Raw genomic sequence first — 13787 nt, forward strand, 5'->3', positions numbered from 1 at the left:
TTTATATACAAATCGTTTTCCATTTGTATACAGATCGTATCTGATTTATATATAGTTCGGACGGCTCAAAAGGCCCATTCCCGAGCTTATATAAAAGAGGCACGCACCCGATTCCACCACGAATCGAGTGCGTGCCTTATCTGTTTGCAGGTCTTGCGAAAAGTTTTATCGCCTATGCTTCATACGCCCTGTGTCTCTTCCTTTGGATAAGTGGGTAGCATATAGATGAATGCGCCGGAGCGGTCTGTCCGGATGCCTTGGTCGTATGAGCGAAGTCGGAGTAGATGTTGCTGATCATTGAGCCGTTTCGTTATGCTGTTCTGCCGGTAGAATAGCTCTGATATACAGCTGTTTATCTTTTGCATGGAGCTTTCCTCGGCTTGCAAATGTAGCAAAAAAGCCCACATCCGATGAATCGAAAATTTTTGGAGAACAATCTCATCCTTTACGGGATAATCACATTGCCTATATTGTCTTCCAAAGGTTCTATACCAAGCCGATGTCTTTATTGTATTTCCACTGAGTAAAAATACTCACATCATTGAGTAAAATGTATAGGCAAGTATAAAAGAACCAAGTACCGCTATCGACCTTTTTCCTTTCTGTTTAGATTATTATACCTTTGAGGGAGTTACTCTTTTATACACATCTGACGATATGAAAGCCAAGAAACCCCAAGCCATTTTAGACTTAGAGAAGGCCTATAACATTGAAATTCCTGATCTCTCCTCACAAGAAGAGATAGATCCGGGGATAGATAGATATTTCAAGCAAGATTCCTCCGGTGCAGTCGTTGAGCTTTGCTTACAAGAATGTCAGATAGAAAGCATGACTTGGCTTATCGATTTCCCCGCTCTAAAAATACTTGACCTAAGAGGCAATCAACTCCGTAAGCTGGAGGGACTAGAACGTCTCACGTCCTTAACAAAGCTTATTCTATGGCGCAACCAAATCAATAAGCTGGAAGGCTTGGATCGTCTCACGTCCTTAACAGGGCTGAATCTATCGGGTAACCAAATCAGCAAGCTTGAGGGTCTGGATCATCTCACGTCCTTAACAGGGCTTGATCTATCGGGTAACCAAATCAGCAAGCTTGAGGGTCTGGATCATCTCACGTCCTTAACATGGCTTGATCTATTGGATAACCAAATCGCTACGCTTGAGGGTCTGAATGCTCTCACGTCCTTAACAAGGCTTTATCTATCGGATAACCAAATCGCTACGCTTGAGGGTCTGAATGCTCTCACGTCCTTAACAGTGCTTGATCTATCGGATAACCAAATCCGTAAGCTTGAGGGTCTGAATGCTCTCACCTCCTTAACAGAGCTTGATCTATCGGATAACCAAATCGCTAAGCTTGAGAGTCTGGCTTCTCTCACCTCCTTAACAAGGCTTTATCTATCGGGTAACCAAATCAGTAAGCTTGAGGGATTAAAAGACCTGACGCAATTGCAAGATCTTGATGTTTCGGGCAATGATATTCAATCAGTTGATGATATTAAGCTATTGGCTCCGATTCTGGAGCAAACTTTAGAAAAACTGAGAATCCATGACAATCCATTTGTTGCCTCTTTAGACCTGCTACTCTCTCCTTATAAGAATCATTTACCGGAGATTAAAGCTCTTCTTGAAAAAGAAAAACAGAAAAAGATTTCAGTTGAATATCACCCATTTTGCAAGGTAATGCTGTTGGGGAACCACTCTTCCGGTAAAAGTACATTCCTCAAAAAATATGACCCTGATTACCGATTTAAGGGTAGTACGCATGTATTGTCTGTGCATCGGACTGCGGAGCCTAATGCCATCTTTTACGACTTTGGGGGGCAAGACTATTATCATGGGATTTACCAAGCCTTTTTTACCACCCAATCGTTACACCTTCTCTTTTGGCACGCTGATACGGATCGTAATTCTGTGGGTAAAGATCGTAACGGATTCCAAACCCGCAATTTCAATCGCCCCTATTGGTTAGGACAGATAGCCTATGCCTCCAATCGTTGTATGTCCGTTGGAGGAAATCCTGACGGCAAGGACACACCACAGACCACGGACGATACAATTATTATTCAGACTCATGCCGATGAAACGGGCACTAAGCAGCAAACCTTAGGCTGTGCAGCCGGGAATGGAGTATTGGAAGAAATCTATGTATCCTTAGAGCCCAAGGCGAATAGTGCCGTACATGCGCTCAACTATCTGAATGAGCGGGTGCGAGAAGTTGTCGCAAGCAGGAGTAAATCAAATCAGATCACAGAAAAAGATAGAGGATTGTACGAAGCTCTTCCCACAATCGCCGGTGATAATAAACACATCCCGATCTCTCTCGAAGCTCTTGCGGCTCAATTGAATAAGGGAAGAGATGAAAATGATCTTTACACCATAGAGTATCTACAGACCGAATTGAACCAACTCAGTCTGCGAGGGGAGGTGCTTTACTATCGCGAGAATGAGAAGCTGAACAGCTATGTTTGGCTGAATCCTGCAGCTTTTGTTCAAATGATCCATCGGGAAATCCTTAAGAAGAAGAGCGTCGACAAAGGAAAGATTCGGAAAGACACTTTCAGAAAAAAACTGGACAAGCTTTGCCCTGACGGTCAAACGGGCATTGGAGAGAACAATATGACTTTGCAGCTATTATTGGAAGAGCTGATCGTATATGAAGATAAGAACTGCTATGTGATACCGGGATACCTCCCATTGCATTCCGATGACGAAGCCTATCAGTGGCTTACTTTGGGATTCGAGGGGCCGAATTTTGTCCTCAAATTCGAACGCTTTATCCCCTTTGGCCTGATCAACCAGATTATAGCCTACTATGGCCGGGAAGAAGGTGCTCTAAAGCGGTATTGGCGAGATCAGGTCATCTTCACAGCAGGCCGTGAGATGGATAGGCGACAGATTGAACAAGAAGAAAAGAAAGAGGGTTTGCCCAAGGCGAATGCCGAGGATTATCTGATCTGGATCAAGCTCGACTTTACCGACTTGGCCATATCCGTATTCATCAAAGAGCAGAGAAAGACATCCGCTAAGGATATGCAGCGGAAAGAAGTTGCTATCCTCAGTGATATATTGGATATGTATTGGAACAATATCCCTCCGAGGGAGCAAATAGGAGATAAGGGTGCGGAGCAAACGAGAAGCACTATTCGTGAAACAAACAGAAAGAAGAGACCCATTCAGGACCTCTACCTCTCCTGTGCCCAAGCGGATAAAGATTTGACGGAGTCTCATTATATCCATTTGGGCACGCTGGACGATGAGGACAAGACCACGGCAAAGATTGCAGCCTATCCGTTGAAGAACGGCGTTATCGATAAAGAGCGGGTGCGGGAAGTATCTACCCGTCCCTACAAACATCTTTCCGTCAATAAAAATCTGGCTACGGCGAAACAGATCTTTATTTCCTATTCCAAAGAGGATCAGACTGAACTGGAGACCTGTCTGCAATTTTTCAAACCCTTGGAGAAGAATGGTCAGATCGAGATCTACTATGATAAGTTGACTAAGTTTGAAACACCTATTCACCCTGAAATAAGAAAGCGTATTGTCGAAGCCGACTGTATAATCGCTTTGATCAGCCAACGCTATCTGGCCACGGATTACATCCTGGATCATGAGTTGCCTGTATTTCGGGAGTATAACAAGACCATAGTGCCGATATTGATCAAGCCTTGTACATTCGAAGACGATGAGTTCCTTCGGGAGAAATATTTTGCTCAGAAAGCTCAAATAATCAATCTTGGAAAAGAGGGAAAAACCATTAAAGCTTATGATAGTATTACGGCATCAGCCCATCGTGATGAAAATTGGGTGGCAGTAGTCAGAGAGTTCAAAGAGAAGATATTAAGAATAACAAAACAGGAGGTAAATACAGATGAATAAGGAAGAATGCAAGCGTCAGCACTTGGATCATGTGCAGGGCGTCATTACCCGTATGGCGGGCAATTCGTTTCAGATCAAAGGTTTTTGTATGGCTATGGCCACCATTCTCGGAGCCTTGTATGCGGCGAACTTCCGCTGTGAGTTGATGATCGTATTGGCCCTGATAAGCGTGGCATGTGCCTTGGTGGATGCTTACTATTTGCAACTGGAAAGGAAGTATCGCGAGCTATACAAACGAAGCGTAGCAAAAATGGAGGAAGACCGTCCGCACAAGGAAATCTACGATATGGATGTTCGTAAGATCAAGATGAACTATTGGCGTTGCCTCTTCTCCAAGAGTCTTTGGATGCCTTATGGGATCATACTGGCTCTTTTGTTGATTTGGCTTTTCCTCTCATGCTTGCATCCTTGCGGACAGTCGGCCGTATGCTGCCAATAAGGAGGTAGCGGCATGAAGAAGATCGTGATAGCCATAGACTCCTTCAAGGGTTGCCTCTGCTCTGCCGAGGCAGGAGAAGCAGCAGCCGAAGGTGTACGAGCAGCTTGTCCCGCTGCGGAAGTAGTGGTACTGCCCGTGGCCGATGGGGGAGAGGGGATGCAGGATGTGCTGATAGCTGCCACGGACGGGCGGCGTATAACCCTCCGTGCACACTCTCCGCTAATGGAAATGCTGGAAACGTCTTATGGCATATCCGCTGACGGACAGACGGCTTTCATCGAAATGGCAAGCATCAGCGGACTGCCTCTCGTGCCGGAAGACCGGCGCAATCCGATGCTGACCACCACGTTCGGCACGGGAGAGCTGATCAGAGATGCTCTGGATCGAGGTTGCCGTAAGTTTATCATCGGGATCGGTGGTAGTGCCACCAACGATGCCGGACTGGGGATGTTACAGGCATTGGGCTTTCGCTTCTACGATCGGGAAGGGAAAGATATAGGAGAGGATACGGCCCTGTGTGGCGGTTTGCTGTCGGAGGTCTATCGTATCGATGGCTCATTGGCGCATCCGGCTTTAGCCGATTCGCATTTTACGGTGGCCTGCGATGTGCGCAATCCTTTCTGCGGTCCCGAAGGTGCTGCCTTTGCCTTTGCTCCTCAGAAGGGGGCGGATGAGGATATGGTAGCCCGATTAGATGCTTCGATGCAGCATTTGGCTGCCGTTATACACCGACATACGGGGCAGGATATAGTCCATGTCGCGGGAGCAGGAGCCGCAGGCGGTATGGGCGGAGGGCTGTTGGCTTTCCTCGGTGCAGTACTAAGGCCGGGCATCGAGCTGCTATTGGATGCCCTGCATTTCTCCGAAAAGATACGGCATGCCGATTTGATCCTGACCGGTGAGGGCAAAGCCGACCGGCAGACCCTGATGGGCAAAGTGCCGGCCGGTGTGTTGGCTGAGGCCATGAGGCAGGAGATCCCCGTGGTATTGCTGGCCGGCAGTATCGAGGATGCTGTGGCTCTTAATCGCGCCGGTTTCCTCGGCCTTTTTTCCATTACTCCTTCTCCTGTCAGCCTTAGAGAGGCAATGAATCCGGCTTATGCACGGGACAACCTCCGTCGCACGGCCGAGCAGGTATGCCGTCTCTATGCTTTCGCCTCCGCACGGCCTTAGTCGGGCTGCTTTTTTTCGACCGGAATCCCCCTATATATAGGTATGGGCCTATTCTTTTTAGCTATTTGTGGTGATATTACAAGTCGTTGATCTCCTCTACTTTTGCGTAGGTCAAACCAATATAAACTATTCAAAAACATGAAATCAATCGGAATCTTCTACGGTTCTTCTACCGGAACGACGAGCGATCTGGCTCAAAAAATTGCTTCTGCATTAGGCGTTGACTCCGCTAATGTAATGGACGTGGCAAATGCCGATGCTGCCGCTGCAGCGAAATACGATGTACTCCTCCTCGGTTGCTCCACATGGGGTTTGGGCGACCTGCAGGACGACTGGGAATCATTCCTGCCGAAGCTGAAAGGTGAAAACCTGAGCGGCAAGAAGGTAGGTCTCTTCGGCTGTGGCGATGCTTCTTCTTATAGCGATACTTTCTGTGCAGCTCTCGGCACGATCAAGGCCGAACTGGCTAATACGGGCTGTACTTTCATCGGTGCTTATCCAGCTGAAGGCTATAGCTACGACGAGACGACTGCCGAAGAAAACGGCCAGCTCATCGGTTTGTGCGTAGACGACGCTAACGAGCCCGACCAGACCGAAGCTCGTATGGAGCGTTGGATCGCTGCTATGGGATTGTAATTAATGTTCTAAGAGCCGGAGATCGGATCGGAGGGAAGCAGCTTAGCTCGAAATAAAAGCGTATTTGTCTTCAACGCTCACTTCTCTTCCCGGCCTTCGGCTCTCTTTCCATACTCTCTTCTCCTCTCTCCTCCCCTGTAATCTCCCGTTATTTATTCAGCTCCCAACGATGGACACGCAAACACTTAGTAGCGATCTGCGCGTATTCATGCATCATATATACGAGTTTGAAAAGGGTGTGCGAAGCATGGTACTCGCTACACTGGCTAACGACGATATTCCCTATGCGGAAGAACGGCTGCGAAGCCGGCGGATCCCCTATTTCGCTCAGCCTACTCCGAATACGGAGCGTACCAACCTCTTTTTCGGCTGCAAGGAATGTATGGAAGCCATCCGGCTTTTCGTGAGCGGACGCTCTCTGAACAGCCTGACTCCGGAGGAAGATTTCATCATCGGGGCTATGCTCGGATACGATATTTGCAGGCAGTGCGAACGCTATTGTCGTCGCAAATCGAACTCTTAGGAAACAGCACTGACTTTCAACTATTTGCCTTACTTTTGCTGTCGGTTATTAAGCCAATCCGTTTTCTCGATAGATAGACAATGGCGATGACGACAAATGAAGTCAAAGACAAGCAGTTGGAACTGGACAAGCGCTACCTGCGCATGGCGCGCATTTGGGCGGAAAATTCCTACTGCGAACGGCGCAAAGTAGGAGCTCTTATCGTCAAAGAGCAGATGATCATATCGGATGGGTACAATGGTACACCGGCCGGATTCGAGAATATCTGCGAAGACGAGAACAACGTGACCAAGCCCTATGTACTGCATGCCGAAGCCAATGCTATCACCAAAGTGGCCGGCAGCACGAACAACAGCTCCGGTGCCACTATCTATATCACAGCGGCTCCCTGTATCGAGTGTGCCAAGCTCATCATCCAGAGCAAAATAAAACGGGTGGTTTATTCCGAGAAATATCGTCTGGAGGACGGCTGTCGCTTGCTGGAGCGAGCCGGCATTGTCGTCGACTTTATAGACATTTCCGATATTCAGGAATAGGTTTATTATGAAAAATTCATCCGGTCTTGGCGGCGCATTCTCTCATATTCTTGTCGCTGCCATCTTCAGTGCCGTAGGAGCTCTTGCTGCTCATTTCTATTTCACACACAAGAACCCGCGAGATTTGAATGAGGTGCTGAATCTGATCGACAAGCACTATGTCGATTCGGTAGATGTGCAGAAGCTGCAGCGCAATATGATTCCTTATCTCCTGGAGCAGCTCGATCCCCACTCCGTATTCCTTACGAAAACGGACAATGCCGAAGAAGCAGCCACACTCAGTGGCGGATTCTGCGGTATCGGTATTTCCTTCAATACACTGCTGGATACCATCGTGGTTACACAGGTCGTACCTGGAGGTCCGTCCGATCGTGCAGGCATCCGAGCCGGCGACCGTTTGCTTCAGTCCGGATCGCAAAAGCTCTATGGTAAGGGCGTCGATATGAACAATGTCGAAGCAGTACTGCGAGGGGAAAAGGGTTCGGTGCTAAATATTCTGGTGCGTCGAAATGGGAAAGAATCCGTGCACCGGGTGGTGCGTGATGATGTGCCTCTACCTTCACTCAATGCCTATTATCTGATAGAGTCTTCGATCGCCTATGTGCGGATCGATTCGTGGACGGGTACCACGCATGCGGAGTTTATAGAAGCCTTTGGCCGTCTGCGCAAGAAAGGGGCAGCGAGCCTCATCATCGACCTGCGGGAAAACAGGGGCGGCCTGTTGGAGCCGGCTATTGCAATGGCCAATGAGTTTTTGGGCAAGAATCTTCCTATCCTTCAGATCGAGGGCAAAGCTTATCCGCGTGAAGAGATCGCATCCGATGGCAAGGGTATCTTACAACAGATCCCGCTGGTGGTGCTGGTGGATGAGTTCTCGGCCAGTAGCAGCGAAGTGTTTACCGGAGCCATGCAGGATCATGACCGTGCTCAAATCATCGGCCGCCGGACCTTTGGCAAAGGGTTGGTACAGCTTCCGTTCGATTTGGCCGATGGCTCTGCCATCCGCCTGACCGTGGCTCGTTATTATACGCCATCGGGACGTTCTATCCAGAAGCCTTATTCTTCAGGCGTAGATGAAAACTACTATCAGGATCTGAGGAATCGTTTCAATCACGGGGAGCTTTACTCGGCTGATAGCATACCCTTGCTGGGAGGCAAGAAATTCAAGACTGCCGGAGGCCGTGAGGTCTATGGCGGTGGCGGTATCGTACCGGATATTTTCATTCCGCTCGATACGGCAGGACTTAACTCCTATATGATGAAGGTGGAGGATTCGGATTTGATCCCTCGCTATGCCTTCTTATACAGCGATGCCAACAGGGCTTTTCTAAGTCGTTTTAAGACTATCGAGGAGTTGGGAGCTTATTTGGATCGTACTTATCTGATCTTCGACTTTGCTTCTTTCGCCCAGCGATACGGTGTCCCGATGCGTACCTCTTTGATCAACGAAGCCCGCAATCGCATGAAACGGCACATCAATGCTTACATCGCGATGAACTTCTTCGATCTACAGGGATATTATCAACTGATACTGCGTGACGATCCGTTTATATACCAAGCAGTTTCCCTCATCAAAGAGGGCAAAACCTTTCCGTTGAAGCATGACTAAAAAGGTATTAAGAGCGCAGATCCGGCTACGTAATCGAGAGTTGCTCACGGCGGAAAACCGTGAGGCTTGGTCACAGGCAATCGTGGAGCGGATCTGCCGACTCGACGTTTTTGCCGATGCCAAACGTATAGGGCTCTATCATGCTTTGCCGGACGAGCCGGATTTGGCCGGCTTGCTACAGGAGTACGCCCATACCAAACAGCTTTTTATCCCCAGAGTGGAGGGGGACGACATCGCTTTCTATGCCTATACCGGCGAGGCTGATCTTGATGCTGCGGGGGCTTATGGTATCGCCGAGCCTACGGCCGATGCTGCTACAGCCGTTCCTCCCTCTTCGTTGGATCTGCTGCTGGTGCCCGGTGTCGCTTTCGATCGCAAAGGCAGTCGCATGGGGCGAGGTAAAGGCTATTACGACCGCTTCCTGCCCGCTACACAAGCTCGGCTTATCGGTGTCACTTTCTCGTATCGTCTATTGGCTGACTTGCCTACCGATCCATGGGATCGTCCGATGGAGGGTGTGATCACCGACAGCGAAACACTCCTTCTCTAACCGTTTCTTCCTTCCCTTCACCTTTGTATCTGCCCCTAAAGGGTGAATGTCTTCGGGAAAACAGCCCTCTCAGGGGATTCTTAGGCCGGACGCTCGGGATGGAATCATATCCTGTTTTGGTCTGTCTTGCTACAGCCTTCCAGGGCTATCGCATTTGAAAGTTTATACTGTATCCTTGGCCTCTTTCTTCTATAATTTGGGACTTTAGTACATTAATGCGTACTTGTTTTAGCAATCGTTAGGTTTATAAGTGCGTTAACAGTTCAAATGCGATTGCCCTGACAGCCTTCCGAGGGTAGCTTGTCGGTTATACGAAAAGCCCTACTTTTGTAAGAAACCAATAAATATATACACAATGAAGTTTGAAGTAGCCAGCAACGTGTTGTTGCAACACTTGCAATTAATTGCCCGCGTCATAGCTTCACGCAGTACACTTCCAATTTTGGAGTCTGTCCTTTTCGAGCTGGAGGGGGATCAATTACGTCTTACCGCGGCCGATATGGCTAATCGGATGAGTACGGAACTTACCGTGAACAACGTAGGGGGCGAAAACGGTTCTTTCGCCGTTCCCGAACGAATCTTACTTGAACCGTTGAAAGAACTGCCCGATCAGCCTATCTCTTTTGAGATAAATATGGAAAGCAAAGCGGCTGAGATCGCATACAGCAACGGGCATTACAGTTTTGTGGTACAGGATGCTTCGACCTATCCGGTGGCAGCTTCTTTGTCTCCTGAAGCCATCGTTTCTATCGTGAAGGCCGAAGCCTTGCTCAGCGGCCTTTCGGCTACCCTTTTTGCTACCAGTCAGGACGAACGCCGGCCGATCATGACAGGAGTCTATCTGGATTTCTTCGAAGACAAACTCGTTTTCGTAGGCTCGGACGGACAGATCTTGGTGAAGCAGGAGGATGCCAATGTACAAAGCCGTCAGCGCAGTGCTTTCTGTCTGCCGAGGAAGGCCTGTCTTCTGCTGCGCAATGTCCTGCCCCGACTGGAGGGCGATGTGACGCTCACTTACGATAGCAACTATCTCCATATAGAGCTTGGCAATTATACGCTCAGGGCACGCCTGCTGGAAGGTCGTTATCCGAATTATAATAGTGTAATACCCACGAGCAATCCTTTCTCCGTGAAAGTGGATCGTCTCCAGCTGCTGTCGGGAGCCAAGCGCGTATCCATCTTCTCCAATCCGGCTACGAGTATGCTGCGGATGGAGTTTACACCTGCCGGCATCCGCTTGTCGGCCAATGATATAGACTTCTCTGTGGCAGCCGAAGAACATGTGCCGGCAGAATGTCCGGCCGATATCAATATGCGTATCGGATTCAAGTCGGATGTCTTTCAGACCATTCTGCAAGGAATGTCATCGGAAGAGGTGATCATGACTCTGGCAGATCAGACCCGTGCCGGTCTCATCCTGCCGGCAGAGAATGCACCGGGTATCAGCCTCTGCAATTTGCTTTTGCCGATGAAGTTGATCGGCGAATAACAACACAATCGAATGAAATTGAATCTGAAAAATCCACTGGTCTTCTTCGACCTCGAAACAACGGGCGTGGACTTGGTACGTGACAGAATCGTCGAAATTTCTATTCTGAAAGTTATGCCTGATGGGAGTGAAGAGAGCAAAACAAGGCGTATCAATCCCGAACGTCCTATCCCTCCCGAATCGACAGCTATTCACGGCATCACGGATGAGGATGTGAAGGACTGCCCTCCATTCCGTTCGGTGGCCAAAAGTCTGGCGCAATGGATAGAAGGCTGTGACTTGGCCGGCTTCAATTCGACGCGATTCGATGTGCCGATGCTGGTGGAGGAGTTTCTCCGTGCCGGAGTGGACATTGACCTTCGCCGGAGAAAGCTCATAGACGTTCAGACGATTTTTCATAAGATGGAACCTCGCACATTGGAGGCGGCCACTCGTTTCTATTGCAACAGGACTTTGGAAAATGCACATTCGGCCGAAGCCGATACACGCGCTACCTACGATGTATTCAAGGCTCAGTTGGATCGTTACGAGGGAACATTGGAGAACGATATGGCTTTCTTGGCCGACTTCTCCCGCCAGTCTCGCAACGTAGACTTTGCCGGCCGATTGGTTTATGACGATAATGACAACGTCATCATTAATTTCGGTAAGTATCGTGGCCGTAAAGCTCTGGATGTATTGCGTACGGATTCTGGCTACTACGGCTGGATCATGGATGCGGATTTTACGCTGAATACGAAGCAGGAATTTACCCGCTTGCGTATGTCTCTGAACAATCCCGAGACCAAATAAACAAGCATAAGAGAACCTCGTACAGATGAAATCATCTTTGGCCGGCAAGCACATCGTCCTCGGTATCACGGGGAGTATCGCAGCCTACAAGGCTGCCGTTCTGACCCGCCTGCTGATCAAGAAGGGGGCTGAAGTGCAAATAGTCATTACTCCTGCCGGCAAGGAGTTCATTACTCCCATCACTCTCTCGGCTCTGACATCCAAGCCTGTCATCAGCGAATTTTTCTCCGGACGGGATGGCACATGGAACAGCCATGTGGATCTCGGTCTCTGGGCGGATGCTATGCTCATCGCTCCGGCCACAGCCTCTACGATAGGCAAGATGGCACATGGGATCGCCGACAATATGTTGGTAACCACTTACCTTTCCGCCAAGGCTCCCGTGTTCGTGGCTCCGGCTATGGATTTGGATATGTTCCGACATCCGAGTACGCAACGCAATATCGAGATACTGCGCTCTTATGGCAATCATATCATCGAGCCGGGCGAGGGCGAATTGGCCAGCCATCTTGTAGGAAAGGGGCGGATGGAAGAGCCGGAGCGCATTGTGGAGATACTGGAAGCTTTCTTCGATGGGAGCGATCGCAAACCGCTCCTTGGAAAGAACGCATTGGTTACAGCCGGCCCTACATACGAGAAACTCGATCCCGTACGTTTTATCGGCAACTACTCTTCCGGAAAGATGGGCTTCTGCATAGCCGAACGTTTGGCCGAATTGGGGGCTTCGGTTACGCTTGTCGCCGGCCCTACTGCGATGCAGACAGCCATGGAAGGGATAGACCGTATCGATGTGGAGAGTGCCGTGGAGATGCTCGAAGCCTGTCGGAAACCTTTTGAAAAGGCCGACATAACCGTCTTGTCCGCAGCTGTAGCTGACTATCGTCCGGCAGAGCAGGCAGAGAAAAAGATGAAACGAGAGACCAAGGGCGACTTCGACCTCCGCCTGACCGCAAATCCGGATATAGCGGCTACGCTCGGAGCACTCAAACGTGCAGGACAGCGGTTGGTGGGTTTTGCTCTGGAGACGGACAGTGGGGAACAAGAGGCTATGCGCAAGATGAAAGCGAAGCACTTGGATGCAATAGTACTGAACTCGCTTTCCGATGAAGGAGCCGGATTTGGAGTGGGTACGAATAAGATCATCATATTCGACAGCGAAGGCCGGCCATCAGACTATCCGCTCAAGAGCAAGGCCGAGGTGGCCAAAGATATTGTGGACTATATAATCGAATTGGGATGAGAATGAGATTGTGGTGGGGGCTGTGGATCTGCCTGTTTTTCTGTACGGCCTCTGCTGTAAGTCAGGAGCTGAATGCCAAGGTAACCATCAATAGTGAACGTCTTGGCAGTAATGCCAATGCGGAGATGTTCAAGACGCTGGAGCGTCAGCTCATAGATCTCCTCAACCTGACCCGATGGACAACGGCCACATTCAGTTTTGCAGAGCGTATCGACTGCACCTTTTCCATCAACCTTACCGAGGTGAAAGACGAAAGTCAATACAAGGCCGAACTCTTCGTGACTTCCCGCCGTCCTGTTTACAACTCCTCCTATTTTTCTCCTCAGCTCATCTGGCGGGATCAGGAACTGAACTTCGAATACAACCAGTTCGATCCCATCGAATATAATGAGACGGATCTGCAAAGTAATCTGGTAGCCTCCGTCGTATTCTATGCCTACTTCATATTGGCGATGGATTTTGACAGCTTCAGTCCTTTGGGAGGCAATTCGGCCCGTTCTATGATGCGTCAGATCGTAGCCAGAGCACAGACCAAACAAGATTGGAGCGGCTGGAAAGCTTTCGAGAGTACCAAGAATCGCTATGCCCTTGCCGAGGCTATGAATGATGCCGAATTGGAGACTTTGCGCAGGTTTTGGTATGATTATCACCGACGGGCATTGGACGAAATGGTCAGCAATCCTAATCGTGGACGCACTACAGTATTAGAGCTGTTGCCTCAGCTGGAAGCTGTTTACAAGGTACGCCCCATGTCGCCGCTACTTTCCATCTTTGCGGCTGTGAAGCTGGATGAGATCGTGAATATACTGTCGAAAGCCAATGCTTCGGAAAAGCAGGATGCATATAAAATACTGAACAAGGTATTCCCGACTGAGGGAAACAAGCTGAATCCGCTCAAAAAATAATCCTCTTTTTTGG

At 49.2% G+C, this 13787-nt stretch carries 13 protein-coding genes; 12 read left to right on the plus strand and 1 reads right to left on the minus strand.

Translation table 11 applies throughout. The features are described 5' to 3' along the window. Positions 1–179: 179 nt before the first annotated feature. Positions 180–365, minus strand: coding sequence for a hypothetical protein (locus HQ50_RS11655; protein ID WP_161780798.1), 186 nt, complete (start codon positions 363–365; stop codon positions 180–182). A 292-nt stretch (positions 366–657) separates the two neighbouring features. Here HQ50_RS11655 and HQ50_RS00945 point away from each other — a divergent pair, with 292 nt between their 5' ends. From HQ50_RS00945 to HQ50_RS01000, 12 genes are all read left to right on the plus strand, one after another. Then, positions 658–3882 carry a leucine-rich repeat domain-containing protein gene (locus tag HQ50_RS00945; RefSeq protein WP_235317895.1) on the plus strand — a complete coding sequence of 1075 codons (3225 nt, stop codon included), beginning with the start codon at positions 658–660 and terminating at the stop codon, positions 3880–3882. Then, positions 3875–4321 (plus strand): hypothetical protein, encoded by a 447-nt coding sequence (locus HQ50_RS00950; RefSeq protein ID WP_039427640.1) that lies wholly within the window; start codon positions 3875–3877, stop codon positions 4319–4321. The genes HQ50_RS00945 and HQ50_RS00950 overlap by 8 nt, the downstream gene beginning before the upstream one ends. Before the next feature lie 12 nt (positions 4322–4333). Then, positions 4334–5494: a glycerate kinase gene (locus tag HQ50_RS00955; protein WP_039427641.1), complete on the plus strand. Its 1161-nt coding sequence runs from the start codon at positions 4334–4336 to the stop codon at positions 5492–5494. Between the two features lie 138 nt (positions 5495–5632). After that, complete coding sequence (locus HQ50_RS00960) at positions 5633–6130, plus strand: flavodoxin (RefSeq protein WP_018964526.1); 498 nt, start codon at positions 5633–5635, stop codon at positions 6128–6130. 169 nt (positions 6131–6299) lie between these two features. Then, a complete protein-coding gene (locus HQ50_RS00965; protein ID WP_018964527.1) occupies positions 6300–6653 on the plus strand; it encodes a DUF2023 family protein in 354 nt (117 codons plus the stop codon). An 86-nt stretch (positions 6654–6739) separates the two neighbouring features. Continuing rightward, positions 6740–7189, plus strand: a complete 450-nt coding sequence (locus HQ50_RS00970; protein WP_018964528.1) for a dCMP deaminase family protein — start codon at positions 6740–6742, stop codon at positions 7187–7189. A gap of 7 nt (positions 7190–7196) precedes the next feature. After that, positions 7197–8798, plus strand: coding sequence for a S41 family peptidase (locus tag HQ50_RS00975; RefSeq protein ID WP_039427644.1), 1602 nt, complete (start codon positions 7197–7199; stop codon positions 8796–8798). After that, positions 8791–9348, plus strand: coding sequence for a 5-formyltetrahydrofolate cyclo-ligase (locus HQ50_RS00980; protein WP_018964530.1), 558 nt, complete (start codon positions 8791–8793; stop codon positions 9346–9348). Before HQ50_RS00975 ends, HQ50_RS00980 begins: the two co-directional genes overlap by 8 nt. A gap of 355 nt (positions 9349–9703) precedes the next feature. After that, entirely contained in the window at positions 9704–10837 is a 1134-nt protein-coding gene (dnaN, locus tag HQ50_RS00985; RefSeq protein ID WP_018964531.1) for a DNA polymerase III subunit beta, read from the plus strand. A gap of 12 nt (positions 10838–10849) precedes the next feature. After that, positions 10850–11629: a 3'-5' exonuclease gene (locus tag HQ50_RS00990; RefSeq protein ID WP_039423953.1), complete on the plus strand. Its 780-nt coding sequence runs from the start codon at positions 10850–10852 to the stop codon at positions 11627–11629. Between the two features lie 25 nt (positions 11630–11654). After that, positions 11655–12869 carry a bifunctional phosphopantothenoylcysteine decarboxylase/phosphopantothenate--cysteine ligase CoaBC gene (gene coaBC / locus HQ50_RS00995; protein WP_039427647.1) on the plus strand — a complete coding sequence of 405 codons (1215 nt, stop codon included), beginning with the start codon at positions 11655–11657 and terminating at the stop codon, positions 12867–12869. After that, positions 12866–13774, plus strand: a complete 909-nt coding sequence (locus HQ50_RS01000) for a DUF4835 family protein (RefSeq protein WP_039427649.1) — start codon at positions 12866–12868, stop codon at positions 13772–13774. Before coaBC ends, HQ50_RS01000 begins: the two co-directional genes overlap by 4 nt. Positions 13775–13787: the final 13 nt, after the last annotated feature.

Origin of the sequence: Porphyromonas sp. COT-052 OH4946 (assembly GCF_000765965.1) — a bacterium.
Classification (GTDB): Bacteria; Bacteroidota; Bacteroidia; order Bacteroidales; family Porphyromonadaceae; genus Porphyromonas; species Porphyromonas gulae.